Source organism: Butyrivibrio sp. (assembly GCF_024699075.1).
This window is the reverse complement of record NZ_JAILQF010000064.1, coordinates 1-23,794: the sequence shown is the minus strand read 5'-3', so window position 1 is coordinate 23,794 and position 23,794 is coordinate 1. Positions and strand designations below refer to the sequence as shown.

The window sequence follows — 23,794 nt, the reverse complement described above, 5'->3', positions numbered from 1 at the left end:
TGAGGATGTCTTATCCGTAGACCCGTCATCTATCAGTATTATCTGAAGATTGGAATGTATCTGATTATGAAGTGACTGAAGACACTCTGGCAAAAAACGCTTATCGTTATAAACAGGAATTATGACACTTATAAGATCATTGTATTTAGCATTTGATTCATCAGCCATGATAATTACCTCTGAGGATATAGTATAAAAAAATGATCATATTAACGCTTGTCTATATATATCGGCAGAAAATCAAAAAATCATTGCCAAATTCATATATATTCTTTCACGAACCTACGAAATTGTGTTAAAATCTATCTTAGAAGGATGCAAATAAGCATCCTCATCTGTTTTTAATTTCAAATCTGTTTCAAAAAAAATATGTCATGCTTCCGAGGGGGATAAAGTCATTATGAATCCGATTAAAGAAATTCAAAAACAAAAATACGCCGATTCTTTTAAGGCGTTAAAGATAATCCAGCTTCTACTAATGATCCTGCTGATTATCGTCTACATAATTCTTTTTATGTCAATTCCAGATATGCGCGATTACGTAGAGCATTCAAACGTACTAAAACTCACCAACATTACTCTTCTTGTCCTTATTATGATAGGAATTTTGGTAACTATATTCGATCTGTCCAAGTACGTACCTATCCTGACTGAATATGAAGAGCAGAAAAACAAGTCCTATCTCGATGCTCTTACAGGTATACCTAACAGATTCAGTTGTGATCTTGTATTTGAAATGTATGGTGAAGACAGAAAGCTCAACAATGTAGCCTGTGCTGTTATCATAATCGATAATCTGATACAGATAAACCGTGAAAAAGGCCGAATCGCTGGTAATCAGGCTCTTGTAGATTTCTCCTGGATGCTCGAAGATGTTGGAGAAGCTCTTGGATTTGCAGGCAGAAACGGCGGTAATGAATTCCTGTTCATAATCGAAAATTGTGATGATGCCAAAATGCAGGACTTCTTTAAAAAGCTCAATAAGCGAGTATCAGATTACAATCTCCAGCCGGGAAAAGATTCTATCAAGATGTCTTATGCATACGTTCTTAATAGTAAGTTCAGAGCCAGCAAATTCTCAGACATAATTGCAGAAGCTTATAGAAAGATAAAAGAAACCTGATATCAGGTTTCTTTTTTTGTTCGTGTAAGCTCTGCGATCCCAAGCTTTGTGAAGTCAGCAAAGTCAGCTTTTACCGGGTCTTTATCAAGTTCTTTTCTTATAACTCGTTCAAGCTTTTTATAATCTTTTTTATCATTCATATTGATAAAGTCGATCATGATCATACCAGAGAAGTTTCTAAGCCTTATCTGGCGGGCACTTTCAATTGCAGCCTCTATATTTATAGCAAGGAAAAGATTGCCTTTTTTATCAATAGCCTTACCTGTATTAACGTCAATTACATGCATGGCTTCTGTTGATTCAATCACAAGATAGGCGCCGCTATCAAGCCAGACTCTCTTTTGAGCAGCTTTATCAAGTGCTGAAGAAAGTCCATATAAAACCCCTATAGTACCATCTTTGGGCAAAAGAAGTCTTGCAGGAATTTCAGGATGATCTGCATGAAAAGAGCTTGCATTATACATTGAAAAAAGATCTGCATCATCAGTTATAACTTCAATATCTAAAGGCTTTGATACATCCTGCCCACTTTGTGTTGCAAGATACTTTGAGCTGTCTTCTATATTTAAACATGAATTATAAAAGCTAAGGCACCTTAAAAGTTTATCTGAAAAGTCACTATCACTTGCTGTCTCATAAAGGCAGGTTGCAACAGATCTTGTAGTTCCTATTTGCATTAGCTCATCAAGTTTATCGCATAAGATATCGACTTCTTTACGCACAACATCAAAGGGATTGGACTTATCCGCGTCTTTATTATTCTTCTTATCAAGAAGGACTTCACATTCAGTTCTTGCAATAAGACCGTATCTGTCAGAAATTCTCTCTCTTATGGAGAAGTCATGCTTAAGTATAGCAATTATATCTTTTCTTTTCTCTTCGGATAGTTTCTTAGAGCACCCTGTACCTTTCTGACCAAGCGTTATAGCTGCATATCTTCCGCTTATAGACAGTTTTGTAGTAAGTACGACCTGCTTGGTTTTGACAGCAGGCTTTTTGACCTGTACAAGTACTATATCTCCGTTACGAAGAGTCTTAGGCTCTTCTGTTCTAGAAGTAAGTATACAATCAGAAACAATATCCTTAAGATCCAGATAGCCTGTATTATCTTTGGCATTTGGGCTGTCAGATTTAAAGCGGACAAAGGCAGCATCAAGGTTTTTGACTATATTCTCAACGTGACCTACATATATGTTTCCAACATAATCAGAGCTTCCTTGGGTAGTATAAGAAAGCTCTAATTTATTATCTTCATATGCACTGATCCTGATCTTTTTATGAACATGTTCATTTACATTAGGATCATTTTCTTTTTTATCAGTCTTTTTAATATCTCTGGTGATCAGTATTTTCATAATATATGTATTTGTATGGATGTATTTCTATGTCGCCATTATAGGTATACCTTATACTTACCTTCTGTGTCTGTCATTGGGACTTCATAAGTCCCCTTTTCATCTTCGCCTTTTAAGAACGTATCAACTCTGTGAAGTCTTATTGCATTGGGCTGCATCTCTTCGCCCTTTTCTCTCATGAAGTTCTCGATAACCATACCAGGCTTTAAGTGATCAGCGCTTCCTGAACTTACAAATAGATGGACACAGGAAATATTGTCATCCAGATTGTTATCTATAAATCTGTAATCTGGATCTGAAAAGCCTTTGAGGTCTTTCTTTTTCACAACTTCTGCTTTGAAGATAAGAGGCTTCATGTTGATCTCAGTTTCGCCTCTCTTAGTCTTCTTGATAGCAGGAAGGTTTTCCTTGTCCATATAGGCTCTGAGCTTATCTTCCCAGCCTTCTTCAGGCTCTTTGCCCTCACGGAATGTCATGATCCACTCAGCAGCATCTACAAGCGCCATGGCCTTCTCAGCACGCTCATCAAGAATGCAGCCATCTAATATTTCAACGCCTTCGTTCATTACACTATTGAGCTGATCTATAACAGCCTTCATATCCGGCTCTGTATTCATCTGCATATCAAGATATTCACCATCTGATGTAGCACCAACACTCAAAGGTTCTGCAAATGACAGAACCTGATGTGGGCTAAATCCCTCGGAATATTTGACATCAATATCTGCTCGTCTGTTCACCTTCTGAAAATATCTCATAAGGTCAAGATGTCCTATAAAACGAATAGGACCCCTTTTACTGAATTTTAATCTTACCTTAACCATTTATTATTCCTTTTTTGCTTATGCTAAAGTCGGCTACTACGCGCTATAACTTGAATTATCAAGTGTCATTTCCTTTTTAGGTCATAACTTTATACCGCGTAGCCGACGTTCTTGTCTGTCTTAGGTTCCATACATACTCCAACGCCGTAACGCTTGGCACCGCATCCAAGACACTGGTTAGCACAGTTTTTGGAAACTTTCCCTTCCTGAGATGTATGCCACTCTCTAAGAAGGAATGCCTTTGTAACGCCGCAGTCCAGAATATCCCAAGGGAAAATCTCATCATCTGATCTTGTGCGGCTTACATAGAACCAAGGATCTATTCCAAGTTCTTCAAAAGTCTCCATCCATACATCGTACTTGAAGTATTCGCCCCAGGCATCATAGATGCAGCCCTTTTCATAAGCTCTAAGGATTGCCTTGCAAAGTTTTCGGTCGCCTCTTGCGAATACACCTTCAAGCATACTTGCATTAGCTTCATGCCAGTTGTATTTGATTCTCTTCTGGTTGACCTGAGACCTGATTCCAGCCTTTGTCTTAGCTGCCTTTTCAAGGAACTCTTCTGGTCTGCACATAGGTGCCCACTGGAATGGTGTAAATGGCTTCGGAACAAAAAAGCTTGTGCTGGCTGTTATCTCAACAGACTGCCCGTTTCTCTTTTCCTTAGGTACGGTATCAAAATACTCTGCAGCAACTCTGTTACAGATATCACCGATACCTGCAATATCTTCATCTGTCTCCCACGGATGACCAAGCATAAAATAGAACTTAACCTTGTTCCATCCGCCAAGGAAGGCTTCATGAGATCCTCTTATAATGTCTTCTTCTGTGACGCCCTTATTGATAACATCACGAAGGCGCTGGGAGCCTGCCTCTGCAGCAAATGTAAGAGAACTCTTCTTGATATCCTGAACCTTACTCATGACATCAAGTGAGAAGTTATCGATTCTAAGTGAAGGAAGCGAAATATTAACATGCTTACTTCCACACTCTTTTAACAGAAAATCAAGCAGTTCTGGAAGCTGCTCGTAGTCTGAGGTTGAAAGAGAACTAAGTGAGATTTCTTCATATCCTGTGTTCTTCAAAAGCTCAAGAGCCTGCTTCTCAAGAACCTCGTGACTCTTCTCTCTCTTTGGTCTATAAAGCTGACCTGCCTGGCAGAAACGGCATCCTCTGATGCATCCTCTCATAACTTCAAGGACGATACGGTCCTGAGTAGCCTTGATAAAAGGAACTACGGGCTTACTCGGATAAAAAGCATGATCAAGGTCTGTTACTATGTCCTTGGTGATATGAGAAGGAATCCCTTCTATAGTAGGATTCATGGACTCTATGGTGCCGTCTTCCTTATATTTTACTTCGTATAGGGACGGAATATACATTCCCGGAATTGAAGCAGCCTTTATAAGGAAGTCGCGACGTGTGGTGCCATCAGCCTTGCACTGTTCATACAGATCAAACAGTGCTCTGTAATGATTCTCACCTTCGCCTATATAGAATATGTCAAAAAAGTCCGCGATCGGCTCTGGATTATAAGTACAGGGACCTCCGCCAATAACGATCGGGCATGACCAGTCGGTACGCTCAGCGCTTGTAAATGGAATGCCTGAAAGGTCAAGAACCTGAAGAATATTGGTATAACAAAGCTCGTACTGAAGAGTAAATCCAAGGAAATCAAAGCCTTTAACAGGATCCTGGGATTCCAGGGCAAAAAGAGGAATCTTGTTATCTCTCATGACCTGATCCATATCAGTCCACGGCGAATAGACACGTTCACACCATACGTCATCATAGGAATTGAACATGCCATAAAGAATCTGAATGCCAAGGTGTGACATTCCAATTTCGTAAACATCTGGGAAACAGAATGCGAAGCGAATCTTCACATCCTTAAGATCCTTGGTAACGCTGTTAACCTCGTTACCTATATATCTCTCCGGCTTTGAGCAGGAAAGAAGGATATCATCACTAAGTGCCAGTTTTTCGTTCATAAAATCTCCATATTACTTGAATAATGCTGATAGACATAATTGTCTTATCAACACATATCATAACATATATGGGCAAGGGGTGCTATTGGATGACACTTAATCTTGATCATCTTAAAAATCAAATCCGACAATTGTATTGAATGAAACTGCAAATTCCAGCATTTTCTTAATGTCGGGCAAGTCAGCATTATCGTTTTCGCTGATTAGCTTTGTAACTATCCCTATTGCTGCCGGCACTTCATTCAGCATAAGAATCTCATCTTTACGTTCAGCAATACTTATATTGCACTTATCATTGATCATTTCAAAAACGCCGGTAGAGCATAGTTCCCGATATTGATCATCTGAAAAAACTAAAGTTTGAAGCTCATCTTCTCTTAATATACCAAGTTCATAATTTTGCACTGCATTTTTGTTTATCGGAACTCTGATAAATTTTTTTCTTTCCATCTGATGTCCTTCCTGCAAGCATTATCTGCGTGCAAGTTCATCTGTTACATCCTCCCATGATACTCCCTTTTCAACCATAAGAACCATCATGTGATATAGGTAATCAGCCATCTCGTAGACTATCTCATTGCCATTTGCATTCTTGGCTGCGATCGTTATCTCGGTTGCTTCTTCGCCGCACTTTTTAAGTATCTTATCAATACCTTTATCAAAAAGATAGTTGGTGTAGGATCCTTCTCTAGGATTGACCTTACGGTCTGCGATCACGTTATATACACTGTCAAGAACCTTCTGAGGATTCTTCTCTTTGTAGTCTTTCTTTGCAATCTCATTAAAGAAGCAGCTGTAAGCACCTGTATGGCAGGCAGCTCCGATCTGCTTAACCTTGGCAAGGATCGTGTCAAGGTCACAGTCAGCTGTAAGGCTCTTTACATACTGGAAATGGCCTGAGGTATCGCCCTTTTCCCAAAGTTCATTACGTGATCTGCTATAATAGGTCATCTTGCCGGTTCGCAGAGTAGCGTTATAAGATTCTTCATTCATATATGCGACCATAAGAACCTGATCTGTCCTGTAATCCTGGACTACAACAGGGACCATGCCATTAGAGTCGAGCTTAAAATCAGACCATTTATATTTAGCATCAAAGGTCTGGATATCAATTCCGGCTTCCATAGCAAAATCCTTAAGTTCATTAATGCTCTGAGCATTAGTGCTAAGCGCTGAACCTGTCACACCACATATACCATTTATAAGAAGAACTGCTATAGCGCCTCCCTTTAAGTTAGAAAGATCAGATTCAGAATTATCAAGATATACAATATGAGGAATATTCTTAACTCCGTCCACGGGACTTACCGGGTTAGAAACAAGCTTTTCTGCAAAATTCTTATCAGAGTCAGAACCTTCTACAACAGCTGATTGTGGCAAAAAAATCATCAAGCTTGCAAGTTCATTTACTGATGAGGCATTATCAGCTACAATCTTTCTGCTTGAAGCTGTATCGGCATAGCAAACAGCAATCTTATCTTTACCAAATTTCTTGGATACTTCCTCAAGGATCTCAGCATTTTCTGCTTTGGAAAAGTTAAGAGCAGCCATCTTGCAGCCTGCGTACAAAAGCTTCTTGACATCTTCCATTCTTTTGACATTACCTGCTCCGATAACAGGAACATCTGTCTTAGAGCAGATTTCCTTCAGGATATCAAGTGCATCCTCGTGGCTTTTATCATCTGTAGACTGGTCAAAAACTATGATTGCATCACTGTTTGCATCATTATAGCTAACAGCAAGTGCAACGGGATCCTCTGATACAACAGTCTTATCATAAAAACCTTTGACAGCCTTCTTGTCATTCAAAATTATTGAGGGGATGAACTGTTTCTTCATATAATTTAAGCCTTTCGATATATTTTTACGTCAAAATTAATAATATTTTTAGTATAATAATTCCGTTAATTGGTATTCTCAAGAATCAAAGAGTACCTTTAGTGCTAAGTACGTCAGTGATCCTTTCATCAAACATTGTTGCCTGGTCCATAGCTTTAGCAAAAGCCTTGAACATAGCCTCAATCTTGTGATGATCATTAACTCCGGAAAAGAGCTTTAAGTGGAGATTCATCATAGCGCCATAAGAAACTGAGTAAAAGAATTCGTTGACAAGTTGTGTATCGAACTCTCCAACCATAGGCGCTGTAAAGCTTGCATCCATGACAAAATATGGCCTTCCGCAAAGGTCAACAGCACACATGGCACATGCTTCATCCATTGGAAGGATCATGTATCCATAGCGCCTTATTCCTTTTTTGTCACCAACAGCCTTAGCTATTGCCTGGCCAAGAACTATGCCCGTATCTTCTACGCTGTGATGGCCGTCAACATTAAGATCACCCTTAACTTTTACATCAAGGTCAAATAAACCATGACGTCCAAATGCATCAAGCATGTGGTCAAAAAAGCCAATACCGGTATCAATCGAAGTCTTGCCGGTTCCATCAAGATTAATAGATACTGTTATGTCTGTTTCTCCGGTTTTACGTGAGATTGTAGCTGTTCTAGCCATATTTTTCCCTTTCTGATGAGTATTGATCATTCAAATCTTACTGCTATGCTGTTAACATGAGCTGTAAGTCCTTCTTCTTTAGCGAATCTCTCAACATCCTTGTGAACAGCTCTGAGTCCTTCTTCAGAATAAGCAATGATGCTTGTCTTCTTAACAAAATCATCAACTGAAAGTGGTGAGAAAAATCTTGCTGTCTGGTTAGTAGGAAGGATGTGGTTAGGGCCTGCAAAGTAATCTCCAAGCGGTTCTGATGAATAATGTCCAAGAAAAAGAGCTCCGGCATTCTTGACCTTAGTCATTACTTCAAAAGGATTAGCTGTTATTATCTCGCAGTGCTCTGAAGCAATCGCATTGGCTGCTTCAATTGCAGCATCCATATTTTCAGCCACGAAAGCATATCCATAGTTATCAAGTGATTTCTGGATTATCTCTTTACGCTCGAGTACTTTTACAAACTTATCGATTTCTTCTGAAACCTGCTTTGCTATCTCTTCTGATGTAGTAACAAGAATTGCGCTAGCCATTTCGTCATGCTCAGCCTGTGACAGAAGGTCTGCAGCGATCCATCTTGGATTAGCAGTTTCATCAGCTATTACAAGGATCTCTGAAGGGCCGGCGATAGAATCAATTGAAACATGTCCAAAGCATGCTTTCTTGGCAAGAGCAACGAAGATATTGCCAGGTCCTGTGATCTTATCTACTTTAGGTATGGATTCTGTTCCAAAGGCCATAGCAGCGATTGCCTGAGCACCACCTACCTTATAGACTTCTGTAACGCCTGCAATATCAGCAGCTACAAGTGTTCCTGCATTAAGTGATCCATCCTTCTGAGGAGGAGTAACCATTACAATACGTTCAACACCTGCAACCTTGGCAGGAACTACGTTCATAAGAACAGAGCTTGGATAAGCTGCCTTTCCGCCTGGAACATATACACCTGAAATTTCAATAGGAAGTATTCTCTGGCCAAGTATTGAGCCATCATCTTTAGTAGAGATCCAGGATTCCCTCTTTTGCTTCTCATGGAAGTCTCTGATATTGGCAGCAGACTTTTTCATGACTTCGATAAATTCGGGATCAAGCTTTTTGTAAGCTTCCTCAATTTCCTGTCTTGTAACTTTTACAGTATCTTTAGTAATAACACACTTGTCAAACTTCTCTGTGTACTCAAATAAGGCTTTATCACCATTTTCTCTAACATTACTGATTATATCATTTACTGTGTTTTCGTATTCTGTATAGCTTGCAGGACTTCTTTTTTTCAAAATATCAAGAAGCTCTGACTTGGATTCATCTGTTAATTTTACGATTCTCATTGGTTCCTCCGGAAAAAATTACTATAAAGATATATATTCTTATTAAGGTTTATTCTTTGATTGATCATTTTTGCGATATCATGTATTATTCAAGAATCAATGCCTTCTTCAGATCAGCTACTATTTTTCTGATTCTTTCGTTCTCCATCTGCATGCTGACAGGGTTCACGATGACCCTTGCTGACAATGGGCAGATCTCTTCGAGAACTTCAAGGCCGTTAGCTTTAAGTGTTGAGCCGGTCTCTACTATATCGACAATAACATCAGAGAGTCCTACTATAGGACCGAGCTCTACAGAGCCGTTGAGCTTTATAATATCAACAGTCTGATTTTTCTTATTATAGAAATAGTTCTTGGCAATATTAGGATACTTGCTGGCAACACGTATCATCTCATGATGGCTCAAAAGATCTCTTGCCTGCGGCGGTCCTGCAACACACATACGGCATTTGCCAAAGCCAAGATCAAGTACTTCATATACATTACGCTCTTCCTCAAGGATAGTATCTTCTCCGACGATTCCTATATCAGCTGCGCCGTATTCAACATAAGTCGGAACGTCCGGGCCTTTAGCAAGAAAGAACTTAAGCTTTAATTCTTCATTTGTAAAAATAAGTTTTCGTGTATCCTTGTCAGTTACTTCTTCGCACTGTATACCACATTTATCAAGAAGCTCCATTGTACTTTTGACAAGGCGACCTTTACCAAGGGCGAATGTTAAATATCTCATAGTTGTCCTCGTTTCTATCATTCATGCTTTAAGACTATGTAGTAACCCTGAGCTCTCTTGTTCTGTGCCAAGGCAAGCTTTTGTTCATAGTCTGAGTCATTGTAGGTTATAATATCAGGTTCCTGGCTGTAAGGAATATCTATCTTCTGGCTGTAAAGAGCACTCATAAGATATTCAAGATCTACCATATATCCAATAGCAGGTGCATCTTTACCAAACTTAGATAAAAGATTGTCATATCTTCCGCCCTTGGCTATCGCATCTCCAACGCCGTAGGTGTAAGCCCTGAACATGACACCTGTGTAGTAGTTGTACTCAGAGAGCATTGCAAGATCAAAGGATACATTATCTGATGCTCCGTATACATCAAGAAGATGATATAAGTTCTTAAGTCTTTCTATAGAAGATCTGGATTTTGAATTAACAAGGTCAGCAGCACCTTCTTCAAGTTCATCAGCTGTTGTAAAATCAGGCATATGAATAAGAATATCTGCATACTTTGATTCTATCTTGTTGTCCTTTACAAGTTCATGAAGATAATCCTCAAGCGCTGAATAATTATATCCTGCCAGATATTCTCTAAGCTGAGTCTCAATATCTTCGCCTATGCCCGCTTCTTCAATGATACCCTTAAAATAATCTGCATCTCCAATAGTAACCTTAAAATCAGTAAGTCCGGTTGCTCTTATAGACTCGATCATCATAGCGATCATCTCAGCATCAGCATTGACTGACCCATCGCACATAAGCTCTGCGCCCATCTGAGTATGCTCGCGAAGCTTACCCTGAAGACGATGGGTATTAATAAAGATATTGCCGCTATAGCAGATCCTTACAGGGTCATTGTCTTCCATAAAATACTTGGCGATACATCTTGCCACAGATGGTGTAAAGTCAGGGCGAAGGACAAGAGTATTACCTTCATTGTCAAAAAACTTATAAAGATCTCTGGCGCTTGCCTGGCTTATCTCCTTGGCAAATACATCAAAAAATTCAAAAGTAGGTGTAAGGATATTCTCATATCCGTATCTGTACATGATCTCCTTGATCTTATGCTTTACAGTGCTGCGTTCATAAGATTCTGTACCATAAACGTCTCTTACACCTTCGGGTGTATGCACAAGTTCTTTGCTCATAAATACCTCATTTCATTATTTTGTCAGTAAAAAGGATATATGCGAAGCACTTTATCTTGGTAACGTGTTACCATGCTACCTAATTACTAAATTAAACTAGTTACGAGTATACTAAACATATCAGTGTATGTCAAAGAAAAAATTAAAAAAATCACAAAAACAGATTTATTCCCTGCTCTCAAGATCTTTTTGTAAAGGTTCAAGATATGGTACTAATCCATCTGCTTTGTGATCAATAAAATATTCCGTATCAAGCTCATCGTATCTGAAGCTCTTGCGGCCACCTGCCTGGGCTCTGTCCCAGAACACTTTCAGATTTCTGAAAGGAAGATAATAAAGCTCATCCCTTCCTGTATAATAAATAAGAAAAAAAGCTACTCCATCCTGTTTTTCAAAGTTCTCCATAAAGGTTACCTGATGAGGATGGATATTCTGTAAAGAAAAGGTATCAACAGCGCACTCTTTAGCATCGAAGCATACAGGTATTCCCTGAACGGTACCGATGTAGTCAACGGTACTCTTCTGGTCAAAATAAGCTAAAGTGATGTGTCTTGTCTCTTTGTCAATGTTTATGGGCGTGATCGGGGTCGGAATTTTCTGAATGAGAGCAAGCTCATCTAGAAGATACTTCTCATTGGTACGGTTTATCATATCTTCAAGTACCGAACCTCGAAGGCCTCTGGAATTCCAGGTTGCCATATAACTCCTTATATCTACACATTATTATCTCTGAGTTCTGATTTTCCAGGACTCAATCAGATTTATAATCTTTAATCTTCAAATTTATCTTTTATAAGATTGCCGAATTTTGAAAATAAAGGTGCTATTATCTCTTTTCCCGAAAGATCTCCGAATGCTTCACTGTCATCAGGAAATTCAAGTCTGTAGCAATGAAGAAGCTGTCCCTTAAGGCCGTAGGTCTGCTTATAGGTATCATTTATCTTTTCATCACCATACTTGGGATCGCCAATTATAGGATGACCTATACTGGCCAAATGAGCCCTTATCTGATGCGTCTTACCCGTTCTAAGCTCTACTTCTAGATAAGTAAGCTGCCATTTCTCATTGATGCCAACAGGGCTATAGGCAGTCTCAATATAGGACGAATCACTCTTTACTTGCGATACAGATACTGTATTACTTTTTCTATCTTTAGTTAGATAGCCTGTTATCTCTTCCGGCTTATCTATTATTCCTTTTACAACTGTTCTGTAATACTTTTTGAAGGTTCTTTCTTTAAGCCCTTTAGCCATCATCTGAGCACCCTTGAGGGTCTTGGCGCAGATTACTATTCCGGATGTATTCCTGTCAAGTCTGTTGCTTACAGATGGTCTGAAGGTTATAAGACTTTCAGGATCAATTACTCCCATTTCAAGAAGATATCCGACAATCCACTCATTAAGAGATACATCGCCTTGTTCAGCCTTCTGCGTGAGGACTCCGACAGGCTTATTTACAAATAAAACGTCCTTGTTTTCATAGATCACGCTTACGCCTTTTATGTTATGATATGCCTTCTTGAACTCAGAAACGTTAACTCCCTCGCCTCTTTCAGCACTGGCAAGTCTTTCATTTGCAAATTTAAGGAAGGTATCATCAGAAAACCACAAAACCACAATATCTCCCTTTTGCAGCTTTTCCTGACCTGTAGCCTTTTTGCCATTAAGCGTTATATTCTTTTTGCGAAGCATCTTATAGATAAAACCGGAAGAAGCTTTTGATAAATACTGGCCTAAAAACTTATCAAACCTCTTTCCGGATTCATTATCTTTGATTACAATTTCTTTCATATTATTCTTTAATTCAATCTCTAATATTATGATTTCTTGAACGCTATGACTTTAGTTAAAGCGATATAGACTTAAGTATTCCCGGTACTGTCTGTATCGTTCCCGGAGTCCATAAACTCTCAAGTTCCTTAGGATCTATGTTGTGATCTTTTCTGAGCTTTTCAAGTTCATCAAGGCGCTTACAGAAATCATCAACATTTCTATATATCTTGATAGAATAATCGTGGTACTTACTAAGAGATATCTGATGCTTAATATGATCCTGGCAATCCTGAATATCTGTGTTCTCATCCTCTGTAAATCCAGCTATGTTCTTGCCAAGTACAGTAATAGCACCTACATTGAAAGTACTCTTTTCAGAGGTAAGACTAAGGTCATAGATTACATAAAGACTTCCTGCATGATCTTTGATCTTGTCGTAAGAGCTTTGTGTAAGAGGCACTGCCCTGTAATACATTATGAGATTTATAACGCTCCATCCCATAGGAAGGCAGCCAAGCGCTGCAACTATCGAGAAGATATTCTTGTTGGATCCTGCAATAATAAGACCTGCAATGAACAAAACAAGGATTATACATCCCATTATCGTTGTTCTAATTACTGCATTTTTTCTTTGGTAAAAAATGTGGCCGAAATCGCCCTTATATACTTTATTCATATAAATCCTTTTTTTAATATAATTTATAAAAGTGTAGCTAAAAATGTTGTTAATTAATCAGTTATTCAAAAGAGAATTGATCTCTTCATCAGTTTAAAGATCAGTTATTCAAAAGAGAACTGATCTCTTCATCAGTAAGTCTTCTGTACTCGCCAAGATCAAGGCTTTCATCAAGTACTACTTTGCCCATTCTGATTCTTCTAAGATACAGAACCTTATTGCCAACTGCTTCCATCATCCTTTTAACCTGATGAAATCTTCCTTCATGAAGTGTCAGATATACTACAGGGCGTCCCTCGTTATCATTATCCCCAAGTCTTAATGAAGCTGGCATGGTCATATCCGGAGATCCATCCTTTTTGACATCACCGATATCAAGTCCCTTACAGAGCTTATCTATATCAGTATCTGTCAGTTCATGATCAAGATGAATCTCATATTCCTTATCTACATGATGGGCAGGTGATAAAAGTCTGTGGATAAGCTGCCCGTCATTAGTAATGATAAGAAGGCCTTCTGTGTCTATATCAAGTCTTCCAACAGGCGAAAGGTCCTTGGTATTCTCATCTCCAAGGAGATTTAAAACCGTAGTCGTACGTCCATCCTTAGTCGCAGATATTACACCGTCAGGCTTATTGAGCATGTAATAACGAAACTTCTCAAATACGAGCTCGCTACCCATAAATACTACCTTATCAGTATTTTCATCAATATGCATATCAGCTTTTAAAGCAGGAGCTCCATTTACTGTAACAGCTCCGTTTTTGATATGATCTTTGATCTGCTTTCTAGTGCCGATACCAAAATCAGCTAAATATTTATCGAGTCTTTTCAATTCTTCCTCACGTTATATTAATCATTACTTAATGCTAATTGTATTACTTGTAGTTTTAAGATCATACTGATTGTAAACCTGAATAGTAAGACTTGTGGCCTTATTGGTAGGATCTTTTATAACTACTGTATCTGTTGTCTTGGTTCTGTCCCATGCAACCACAAATGACCAGTTAGTGCCACCGTCAAAGCTGTATCTGTAATAGATAATAGGTGAATCAGGATCTGAAGCTGTTATATTAGCTGTGATATCACCTGTTGAGCTGTTCTTACTAGCAGAATTAAGTGTGCAAACTGTTGGCGCTGTAAGATCATTGGCCATAACTGTTGTAGGGGTTGGAATATCTACGTTTTTATATGTAGAATAGTCAAGTCCAAGTTTTGTAGACTTAAGTCCAAAATACTTGGCAATTGCTGTAGCATCAGCTACTGCAAGGGTCTTGTAAGGATCTTCCTGAGATCTGAGCCATGCAAGGTCAGCTGGATGATCAAGATAGCAATGCTCTATAATAACAGCATTTACACCATAATTTCTGGCATGTCTTATTATGCCATAATAATCGCCCTTACTTCCAAGTCTTGTCTTGATACCTCTTATATAAAGGCCAAGGTTAGAAAGCTCTTCAACTTCTGCACATGCAAACTCATATCCGTTCTCATAATAGCTGTCATAAGCAGATACCCATACTTCAGAACCGCAAAGGTCATGCTCTACAGAAGCATTGAAATGTATTGAATACATAAAGTCAGCATTAACGCTTTTTGCGTACTTAACTCTATCTTCAAGACTTACAACAGTATCAGTAGTTCTTGTCATATATACAGTTACATTATCAAAGTTATCAAGATAGGACTTCAAATAATTAGCTACCTGTAAAGTAATTTCCTTCTCACTAATGCCATTGTACTGAGCTCCAAGGTTCCTATCGCCTGTTCCGCCATGACCAGGATCAAGTACTATTACGACATTATCCTTGGCGGCACTGACTGTAGCTGTAGCACTATTAGAAGTAAATATAAGAGCAAATACCATTACCGAAAGCATGATAACACTAACAATTGTCTTGAACCTGTTTCTCATCAATTCATCCTCCAAAGTAAATTATTATATTATTAAAAAAATATTTAATATAAATTTTTATTACAAATACTATTATCTTTACATTCTTTGCAAAGTTCTTCTTTTCCTAAAAAAGCGACCGGTATTAGTACCAGCCGCTTAAAATAACGATAATGCAAACACAGGCAAGCCTGGTTTATAGATATAAAGCCGTGATCAGCTATTAGGCTTTAATCACTTGGTTAAGAAGTCACAATATCAAAAGACTTCTCAGATTCCTGTATCTCCTGCAGGTGCGCCATTCTCCGGCATATCTGCATCAAAGTCTTCTAAAGACTCAATTCCGGAAGCTGCATCTTGAGCAGCTGGATCAGCATAAACAGGTCCCTGTGAAGGATCCGGCTGAGCCTGAACAGGCGGCACAAGCTCTGCCCTGTTGGATTTAACCATTTCAGCATAATTGGTAAGGTCTGTAAGAAGGCCTTCATAGTGTCTGTTAGTAGAATCAATTGAGCCCTGAAGTATAGCTTCAACCTCTGATAAAAGAGTATCTGTATACTGTACAGCAGAAAGCTTCATGTTGTTAGCTTCTACAGTTGCTCTGTCAAGGAGCTCCTGAGCCTGCTTGGCAGCAGAACTTACAACCTGATTAGCCTGATCATAAGCCTGGCGCATGATCTCATGCTCATTGATAAGCTCATTGGTCTGAGCCTGTGCATTCTCTATAAGCTGCTGAGCTTTAGCACGTGCATCATTCAAGATAGCCTCTTTGTTGGAGACAATCTTCTGATATCTTTTAATCTCATCAGGTGTTTTAGAACGAAGCTCGTGAATGAGCTCATTGATCTCCTCTTTATTGACCCTTACATCAGTATTAGAAAAAGGCACCTTAGCACAACTATTGATATATGCCTCAATTTCATCAATCAAAAGCTCGATTTTACTGCTCATGTAAAGTTCCCCCGTTTTTAGTTTAGATGATTGTTGTATTTTAGTTCAAGCGCTTTAAAAACATTTTCAGGAACCATTCCTGAAACCTCGCCGCCATAGCTAGCAATTTCCTTAACTGTAGAACTGCTAAGATATGAATAACGAAGATTAGTCGTAAGGAAAACTGAATCAACATTGTTATGAGAAAGCTCTCTGTTGGTCTGTGCAATCTGAAGTTCATACTCAAAATCAGTTATGGCACGAAGGCCTCTGACTACGATATGAATCTGCTTCTCCCTGCAATAATCGATCAAAAGACCGTCATATGAATCAACTTCAACGTTAGAAAATTCACTGACCGCTTCTTTAATCATTTTAACACGTTCATCTACCGAAAACAACGAACTCTTGGCAGAGTTATGCATAACAGTGACAATAACCTTGTCGAACATCATGGATGCTCTTTTTACAATATCAAGATGTCCATATGTGACCGGATCAAAAGAACCGGGATATACTGCAGTTTTCATGATTTTGCTACCTTCTTTAGAAAGACATGTTTATTGTTTTTGTAAGTCTTTTCTCTTTTGATCTCGTAGCCCATCTGCTCAGCAAAACTGAAATCTTCTTCCAGATTAGATTCACAGATTATAGTTGTATACTCTGTAACGTAAGGAAGAGACAGGAGCGTTCTTAATGTGTGCTCATAAAGATCTGCTTCGTAAGGCGGATCGATGAATATAATATCAACTTCCTTTTCATGAATGGAACGAAGGGCCATTGCAGCATCTTTTTTGATGATTGTTGACTTCTCATCAAAATGGCACTTGTGAACATTAGCTGTGATGCACTTTACAGGCTCTGCTCCTCTGTCTATAAAGTATGCATGACTTGCACCTCTTGAAAGTGCTTCGATTCCGATTCCGCCGCTACCTGCATACAGATCTACAAATACAGCTCCCGGAACCTCCATCTGGATCATATTAAAAAGTGTCTCTTTGATCCTGTCCTGAGTAGGACGTGTATCATCACCTTTCGGTGTAATAAGTGGGATACTACGCGCTACACCTGCTATTACTCGCATGCGCTATCCTCCTTTATTATTAAAAAATTTAAGCCGTAACAGACTAGTTTTACTAAAAAAGAACTGTTACCCTATTTAAGCTTTATGCTCTTGGTATTTAATACTGCCATATTACTTAAGTTTAAGTTTTGAGCCCTTAGTATTGCGGCCTGCCATCTTGACTGTACCTATGTCAAAAGACTTATCGTTTATAGATACTTCTTTGGACTCTTCAGGCTTTAACAGCCACATATCACGAAGGCTGTCATTCTTTGCAAGATTCATACCATGAACACCTACAGCGGTCTTCTTCTGATCAGGAATCTCTTCAAGCATAAATCTAAGTGCGTATCCGTTCTCTGTATAAAGTACGCAGCTTTCTTCGTCTGTAACTACAGACACGCTTAAAAGCTCGTCTCCATCAGAAAGTTTGGTAGCTGCTACAAGTTTTCTTGTAACATCAAACTCACCACCACTTACTATTTTCATCATGGCTGATTTAGTAACAAAAAGCAAGCGGTAAATATTAAGTGACGACTGAGGAAGAACTGCAATTATCTGTTCCTTGGTCGTATCATAGTTGGATACGTTATCAATAGGAACCCCCTTATCACGCATCTTACCTGCAGGAAGATCCTGCACTTTAATGGTATGAAGGTTGCCAAGATGTGTGAATACGCATATTCTGCTGGTATTCTTGACCTTAAAGCTGTATTTAAAATCATTCTTGATAGTATCGTAATTCTTGTCATAGGTTGTAGCATCAATTGTCTTGGCATATCCAAAACGATCCATGATGAATGCTACATCTATCTCTTCTTCAGGCTTTTCTTCGTATACAGCCTCTTCAAACTGACCGATTTCAGTTCTTCTCTTTTGTCTGTACTCATTACGTATATTTCTAAGCTCTTCCTGAATTACCATAGACATTGAAGTTCTATCTTCAAGAATATCCTCATATCTGTAAATATTAGCAACAGTTGCCTCATGCTCCTTAACAAGTGCATCAAGCTCAAGTCCAATGAGTTTGTAAAGACGCATCTCAAGGATGGCATCTGCCTGACGGTCTGTAAAATGAAGCTGAGAAGCCATAACAGCTGACTCTCTTGACTTAAAGTTAATTCCGTCTGTAACTCCGTTTACAAGGCAGTCCTTGGCCTGTGCTCGGGTTTTGGATCCTCTTAATATCTCGATTACAAGGTCTATAACATTACAAGCCTTGATGAGACCTTCCTGTACTTCCTTCTTCTCAGTTTCCTTCTGAAGAAGTGTTGTATATTTGCGGCGGGCGGTCTCAAACTGGAAGTCGATAGACGCCTTAAGAATGCTCTTAAGACCCATAGTCTCAGGACGTCCGTTGTAGATAGCAAGCATGTTGACGCCGAATGTATCTTCAAGCTTGGTCTTCTTGTAAAGAAGGTTTGTAAAGTTCTCAACATCAGTATCCTTCTTGAGCTCTATTACGATTCTGATACCTTCTTTGGAAGACTGGTTAGAGATATCAATGATATCATTTGTAACCTTCTTCTCTGCAAGAGCAGCAACGTCAGCACAGAACTTACCAATTCCGGCACCTATCATAGTATAAGGAATCTCACTGATGATAAGATTTATATGACCGTTCTTGGCTTTTTCAGTTTCTACTCGTCCTCTGAGTCTTATTTTGCCTTCGCCTGTTTCATAAATAGCTGCAAGCTCGTCCTTGTTAATAACAATACCGCCTGTAGGGAAGTCTGGTCCCTTTATGTATCTCATAAGCTGTCTTGTAGAAAGAGTCTCATCCTGCATATAAGCTATCTCTGCATCGATAACCTCAGCAAGATTATGAGGCGGTGTACTTGTAGCCATACCTACAGCGATACCTTCTGATCCATTAACAAGGAAGTTAGGAATCTTTACAGGCAGAACCGATGGCTCTTTCTCTGTAGCATCAAAGTTAGGTACAAAATCTACTATATCCTTATCAAGGTCAGCAAGAAATGTCTCCTGCGTTATACGGGCAAGTCTTGCTTCTGTATATCTCATTGCAGCAGCGCTGTCGCCTTCGATAGTACCAAAGTTACCGTGACCATCTACAAGGGGAAGCTCTTTCTTAAAATTCTGAGCCATAACAACGAGACAATCATAGATTGAACTGTCACCGTGCGGGTGATATTTACCCATTGTATCGCCGACGATACGGGCGCTCTTTCTGTAAGGGCGATCGTATCTGATACCCAGCTCATACATATCGTAAAGTGTACGTCTCTGAACAGGCTTAAGACCATCTCTTATATCCGGCAGAGCACGTGCAACTATAACACTCATCGCATAATCTATATAAGATTGCTGCATTATTTCAGAATATTCACTTCGAATAATCCGCTGTTCTTCCATATAATCCTCACATGTATACTTATTTTAAAATATATTTATTCTTAAAATACAGATTCTCTGAATATATCTATTCATAACCTATATTTATTCCTGAAATACAGATTCTCTAAATATATCTATTCAAAGCCTATATTTGTTCTGAAAATATAAGATCCACATAATATGCCAGATCAAGCCTGGAAATCAAGTTCTGCATCATCAGCATGATCATGAATAAATGCACGTCTTGGCGGTACCTCAGTTCCCATAAGAAGCTCTGTCATATGTGATGCAGTCTTGGCATCATCTATTTCAACGATACGCATCATTCTGTTCTTGGGATCAAGAGTTGTCTCCCAAAGCTGCTCAGGATCCATCTCACCAAGACCCTTATATCTTTGAAGTGTAAAGCTTCCCTTGTGACTTGCGCGGTACTTCTCAAGAGCCTTGTCATCATAAAGATACTCTTCCTTGCCTTTAGATGGAATAACCTTGTAAAGAGGCGGCATTGCTATGTAAACATGGCCCTGCTGTATAAGTTCAGGCATGAATCTGTAGAACAATGTCAGAAGAAGTGTTGCTATATGTGCACCATCGACATCGGCATCGGCCATGATGACGATCTTGTTATAACGAAGCTTTGATATATCAAAATCATTGCCGTAGCCTTCAGAAAATCCGCAGCCAAAGGCGTTGATCATAGTCTTGATCTCAGCATTGGCAAGAACCTTGTCGATTGAAGCCTTCTCAACGTTTAAGATCTTACCTCGTATAGGAAGAATAGCCTGATACTGTCTGTCTCTTGCCATCTTGGCACTACCACCGGCAGAATCACCCTCTACGATGAAGATTTCGCATTTATCAGCTTCTTTACTGATACAATTGGCAAGTTTACCATTTGAATCAAAAGAATACTTTTGCTTAGTAAGAAGATTGGTCTTGGTCTTCTCTTCTGTCTTACGGATCTTGGCAGCCTTTTCAGCACAGCTTATTACAGCCTTTAAGGTCTCAAGATTTCTGTCAAAAAATCTTGTGAGTTCATCACCTGTTATCTTGGATACGACTTTACCTGCATCCTGGTTATCAAGCTTTGTCTTGGTCTGACCTTCAAATCTTGGATCCGGGTGCTTTATTGATATAACAGCTGTAAGACCGTTTCTTACATCAGCACCTGTAAAGTTCTGATCCTTGTCCTTGAGATTGCCAAGTTCTCTTGCATAGTTATTGATGATGGTAGTAAATACAGTCTTAAAACCAGTAATATGAGTACCACCTTCAGAGTTATAGATATTATTACAAAAACCAAGTACGTCTTCATGGAAATCATTAACATACTGGAATGCAACTTCTACAGATATATTCTCGCTTTCACCTGTATAGTAAACGATATCATGCAGTGTTTCTGCATTTCTGTTCATTTCTTTGACAAAGCCGCGGATTCCTTCAGGTTCATGAAACTCAAGATGTTCCTCTGTTCCGGGTCTCTTGTCTTCATAAACTATTAAAAGCTCAGGATTAAGATAAGCTGTCTCATGGAGACGGTTCTTGATATCTTCTTCTCTGAATCTTGTCTTTTCAAATATTTCCGGATCAGGAAGGAAAGAAATAGTAGTTCCATGCTCTCTTGTCTTGCCAACTTCAGGAAGAAGCCCATTAACAAGATCAGTTGTAGGAACGCCTCTTTCATAAGAATCTTCATAGATCGCACCATTTTCCTTGATCCTGACTTTCATCCAGGTGGAAAGTGCGTTAACTACAGATGAACCAACACCATGAAGACCACCGGATGTCTTGTAAGAAGAATTGTCGAACTTACCACCGGCGTGAAGCATAGTAAGAACAACACGTTCAGCAGTAATGCCCTTAGCGTGCATTCCAACAGGAATACCACGTCCGTTATCTTCAACAGTAGCAGAGCCGTCCGCTTCCAGAGTAACATTTATTCTGGAACAGTGGCCGGCAAGATGTTCATCTACTGCATTATCAACTATTTCATATACAAGGTGATTAAGTCCTCTTGTAGATACGGATCCGATGTACATTCCGGGTCTTTTGCGGACAGCTTCAAGTCCCTCTAAGACAGTAATACTGCCTGCATCGTATTCGTTAGTTTTTGACATTAGAAATAATCCCCCTAAAAGTTTATTTTAAAATTTTGGTAATTGTTACAGCCAGGGCTCCCGGTCCTATATGGCATGAAACAGAAAGAGAAAGCGGATCCATGTGTACATCAAATCCGGGGAAAGTCTCTTCGATCATCTTTTTCCACTCAGCAGCCTTTTCAGTATCGTGTGTGAAAGCTGCATCAATTCTTACATTATCAGGGTTAAGACCTCCGAAACGCTTTTCAGCATCGTCTTTGATAGCATTAAGCATGATCTTCTGACCCTGTGAAGATGTTCTGGCCTTGGCAAAAGAGTCAAGCTTTTCTCCCTGAATCTGAAGAACCGGCTTAATTCTTAAAATAGTTCCAAGTGCTGCAGCTGCAGGTGTGATCCTGCCGCCCTTTTTAAGATAATAAAGAGTATCAAGCATGATATAGATACTTGAATTAAACTTATCCTTTTCAAGGATCTCTTTGATCTGAGCGCCGCTCTTGCCTTCTTTTGCAAGTCTTATTGCATCAAGAACAGAATTGCGCATTGTAACTGATATACGCTGATTATCAACTACAAAAACTTTTCCTTCGTAATCATCATCCATCGCAAGGCTCATGGCACTTGAGCATGAAGATGAAAGTCCACTACTCATAGGAATATAAACAATCTCATCATAGTTCTTTAATGTATCATCCCAAAGATCCATTAAAGTGCCAGGTGATGGCTGTGATGTAGATACTTCCTCATCATCATTAAGTTTAGTGTAAAACTCTTCCTGAGTAAGATTTATATCCTCTAAATAATCGGTTCCAGCGATAGTAAAAGGCATCGGAATTACTATAATTCCAAGCTCTTCGCCTTCAGCCTGTGTAATACCACTATTTGAGTCTGTAATAATTGCTATTTTAGACATTAAATATACCTCACTTTAATTTTTTGTCATAAAAGTCCTTAATTATATTACCTTGCGGCGAAGACACTGTCAAATGGGACGAAATGTCGAAAATTTTATCATGCAGATTTAGTAATTATGTAACCTACAAAGTCAGATTCGAATTAATATCCAAAAGAACCTTGTGTAATGGCTCGTTTTCAGGCTTTGAAAGTTCCGGATCATCATTCAATATATGATCAGCATCTACAGAAGCCTTCTTGATAAGATCACTGTCTGCATATATGTCGCCAACGCTAAAGAAAAGGTCGCCACTTTGCCTTATTCCAAACATATCACCAGGGCCTCTTTGACGAAGGTCTTCTTCGGCGATCTTAAAGCCGTCATTGGATTTACCCAGTATATCAAGACGGGCAGCAGCTTCCTTGGATTCAGACGTATTTAAAAAGATACAATAACTCTGATCCTTGCCTCTTCCAACACGGCCCCTTAGCTGATGGAGCTGGGCAAGTCCGAAATGATCCGAATTCTCTATCATCATGACCGTTGCGTTAGGAACATTGATACCAACTTCAATAACAGTTGTCGACACAAGGACATCTATCTCTTTATTAGCGAACTTTTCCATAAGTTCATCCTTCTCAGAAGCCTTCATACGGCCATTTAGCATATCAACAGTAATTGATGGTGATAAAACCTTTCTGAGTTTCTCAGTATAGTCAGTGACGTTCTCAACGTCGTTCATCTCACCTTCTTCTATCATGGGACAGATGACATAGACCTGATGACCGGCCGCAACCTGTTTTTCTATAAATTTATAGGCCGTAGGCCTGTAATCGGGGCCCACTACGCAGTTCTTGATAGGAAGCCTTGAAGCAGGCTTTTCGTCAAGGACAGATACATGAAGATCACCGTAAAGTATGATCGCCAGAGTCCTTGGAATAGGCGTGGCACTCATAGCATGCAAGCTCAGAAAGGGACGCGCCAACGCCCATTCCGCCTTGAATAATTCCATGTTCTAGTTTCTTACCGTTAATATCCATCATGTTGCTCGCTACATTCTAGTCGAGCTTAGATAAAGTCCAAGCCAGATAGATTTTGTAGAAATTAACAAACAAGTTGTATA

At 39.2% G+C, this 23,794-nt stretch carries 22 protein-coding genes and 1 pseudogene; 1 reads left to right on the top strand and 22 read right to left on the bottom strand.

Annotation, left to right across the window (positions count from 1 at the left end; all coding sequences use genetic code 11):
- Nucleotides 1-168, bottom strand: a 168-nt coding sequence (locus tag K6G87_RS19855; RefSeq protein ID WP_296833365.1) for a glycosyltransferase family 2 protein, incomplete at its 3' end; no start/stop codon positions are given.
- A gap of 232 nt (nucleotides 169-400) precedes the next feature.
- Here K6G87_RS19855 and K6G87_RS02360 point away from each other — a divergent pair.
- The gene (locus tag K6G87_RS02360) at nucleotides 401-1,123 is read left to right on the top strand and encodes a GGDEF domain-containing protein (protein ID WP_296833362.1); all 723 of its coding nucleotides are present in this window, start codon (nucleotides 401-403) and stop codon (nucleotides 1,121-1,123) included.
- Between the two features lie 2 nt (nucleotides 1,124-1,125).
- On the opposite strand, the gene K6G87_RS02355 is transcribed toward K6G87_RS02360, so the two are convergent.
- The 21 genes and pseudogenes from K6G87_RS02355 to K6G87_RS02255 form a co-directional block, all read right to left on the bottom strand.
- A complete protein-coding gene (locus K6G87_RS02355; protein ID WP_296833360.1) occupies nucleotides 1,126-2,478 on the bottom strand; it encodes a ribonuclease E/G in 1,353 nt (450 codons plus the stop codon).
- Between the two features lie 38 nt (nucleotides 2,479-2,516).
- Complete coding sequence (locus tag K6G87_RS02350; RefSeq protein ID WP_296833357.1) at nucleotides 2,517-3,302, bottom strand: TIGR03936 family radical SAM-associated protein; 786 nt, start codon at nucleotides 3,300-3,302, stop codon at nucleotides 2,517-2,519.
- 89 nt (nucleotides 3,303-3,391) lie between these two features.
- Nucleotides 3,392-5,293 carry a TIGR03960 family B12-binding radical SAM protein gene (locus K6G87_RS02345; protein WP_296833354.1) on the bottom strand — a complete coding sequence of 634 codons (1,902 nt, stop codon included), beginning with the start codon at nucleotides 5,291-5,293 and terminating at the stop codon, nucleotides 3,392-3,394.
- Between the two features lie 111 nt (nucleotides 5,294-5,404).
- On the bottom strand, nucleotides 5,405-5,743 hold the full coding sequence (locus K6G87_RS02340; RefSeq protein WP_296833352.1) for a hypothetical protein: 339 nt from the start codon (nucleotides 5,741-5,743) through the stop codon (nucleotides 5,405-5,407).
- Between the two features lie 21 nt (nucleotides 5,744-5,764).
- On the bottom strand, nucleotides 5,765-7,132 hold the full coding sequence (gene hisIE, locus K6G87_RS02335) for a bifunctional phosphoribosyl-AMP cyclohydrolase/phosphoribosyl-ATP diphosphatase HisIE (protein WP_296833349.1): 1,368 nt from the start codon (nucleotides 7,130-7,132) through the stop codon (nucleotides 5,765-5,767).
- Between the two features lie 85 nt (nucleotides 7,133-7,217).
- Nucleotides 7,218-7,805, bottom strand: a complete 588-nt coding sequence (gene hisB / locus K6G87_RS02330) for an imidazoleglycerol-phosphate dehydratase HisB (protein ID WP_296833346.1) — start codon at nucleotides 7,803-7,805, stop codon at nucleotides 7,218-7,220.
- 26 nt (nucleotides 7,806-7,831) lie between these two features.
- Entirely contained in the window at nucleotides 7,832-9,121 is a 1,290-nt protein-coding gene (gene hisD / locus K6G87_RS02325; RefSeq protein WP_296833344.1) for a histidinol dehydrogenase, read from the bottom strand.
- Nucleotides 9,122-9,206: 85 nt separating this feature from the next.
- Nucleotides 9,207-9,851, bottom strand: a complete 645-nt coding sequence (gene hisG / locus K6G87_RS02320; RefSeq protein WP_296833342.1) for an ATP phosphoribosyltransferase — start codon at nucleotides 9,849-9,851, stop codon at nucleotides 9,207-9,209.
- Between the two features lie 17 nt (nucleotides 9,852-9,868).
- Nucleotides 9,869-10,987 (bottom strand): ATP phosphoribosyltransferase regulatory subunit, encoded by a 1,119-nt coding sequence (hisZ, locus tag K6G87_RS02315; RefSeq protein ID WP_296833340.1) that lies wholly within the window; start codon nucleotides 10,985-10,987, stop codon nucleotides 9,869-9,871.
- Between the two features lie 165 nt (nucleotides 10,988-11,152).
- Nucleotides 11,153-11,686: a Holliday junction resolvase RecU gene (locus K6G87_RS02310; protein ID WP_296833337.1), complete on the bottom strand. Its 534-nt coding sequence runs from the start codon at nucleotides 11,684-11,686 to the stop codon at nucleotides 11,153-11,155.
- Between the two features lie 71 nt (nucleotides 11,687-11,757).
- Entirely contained in the window at nucleotides 11,758-12,777 is a 1,020-nt protein-coding gene (locus tag K6G87_RS02305) for an RluA family pseudouridine synthase (RefSeq protein WP_296833334.1), read from the bottom strand.
- 55 nt (nucleotides 12,778-12,832) lie between these two features.
- Nucleotides 12,833-13,435: a hypothetical protein gene (locus tag K6G87_RS02300; protein ID WP_296833331.1), complete on the bottom strand. Its 603-nt coding sequence runs from the start codon at nucleotides 13,433-13,435 to the stop codon at nucleotides 12,833-12,835.
- 100 nt (nucleotides 13,436-13,535) lie between these two features.
- Complete coding sequence (locus K6G87_RS02295) at nucleotides 13,536-14,270, bottom strand: pseudouridine synthase (RefSeq protein ID WP_296833328.1); 735 nt, start codon at nucleotides 14,268-14,270, stop codon at nucleotides 13,536-13,538.
- A 24-nt stretch (nucleotides 14,271-14,294) separates the two neighbouring features.
- Nucleotides 14,295-15,350, bottom strand: coding sequence for an N-acetylmuramoyl-L-alanine amidase family protein (locus tag K6G87_RS02290; protein ID WP_296833325.1), 1,056 nt, complete (start codon nucleotides 15,348-15,350; stop codon nucleotides 14,295-14,297).
- Nucleotides 15,351-15,599: 249 nt separating this feature from the next.
- Entirely contained in the window at nucleotides 15,600-16,280 is a 681-nt protein-coding gene (locus tag K6G87_RS02285; RefSeq protein WP_296833322.1) for a hypothetical protein, read from the bottom strand.
- Between the two features lie 17 nt (nucleotides 16,281-16,297).
- Nucleotides 16,298-16,789: a pantetheine-phosphate adenylyltransferase gene (gene coaD / locus K6G87_RS02280; RefSeq protein ID WP_296833320.1), complete on the bottom strand. Its 492-nt coding sequence runs from the start codon at nucleotides 16,787-16,789 to the stop codon at nucleotides 16,298-16,300.
- Entirely contained in the window at nucleotides 16,786-17,343 is a 558-nt protein-coding gene (gene rsmD / locus K6G87_RS02275; protein ID WP_296833316.1) for a 16S rRNA (guanine(966)-N(2))-methyltransferase RsmD, read from the bottom strand. The genes coaD and rsmD overlap by 4 nt, the downstream gene beginning before the upstream one ends.
- Nucleotides 17,344-17,454: 111 nt before the next feature.
- Nucleotides 17,455-19,698, bottom strand: a complete 2,244-nt coding sequence (locus K6G87_RS02270; protein WP_296833314.1) for a DNA gyrase/topoisomerase IV subunit A — start codon at nucleotides 19,696-19,698, stop codon at nucleotides 17,455-17,457.
- A 170-nt stretch (nucleotides 19,699-19,868) separates the two neighbouring features.
- Complete coding sequence (locus K6G87_RS02265; protein ID WP_296833310.1) at nucleotides 19,869-21,797, bottom strand: DNA gyrase/topoisomerase IV subunit B; 1,929 nt, start codon at nucleotides 21,795-21,797, stop codon at nucleotides 19,869-19,871.
- Between the two features lie 22 nt (nucleotides 21,798-21,819).
- On the bottom strand, nucleotides 21,820-22,689 hold the full coding sequence (locus K6G87_RS02260; RefSeq protein ID WP_296833307.1) for a DegV family protein: 870 nt from the start codon (nucleotides 22,687-22,689) through the stop codon (nucleotides 21,820-21,822).
- 124 nt (nucleotides 22,690-22,813) lie between these two features.
- A pseudogene (locus tag K6G87_RS02255) lies at nucleotides 22,814-23,626 on the bottom strand (helicase-related protein); the annotation flags it as partial.
- Between the last annotated feature and the right edge of the window lie 168 nt (nucleotides 23,627-23,794).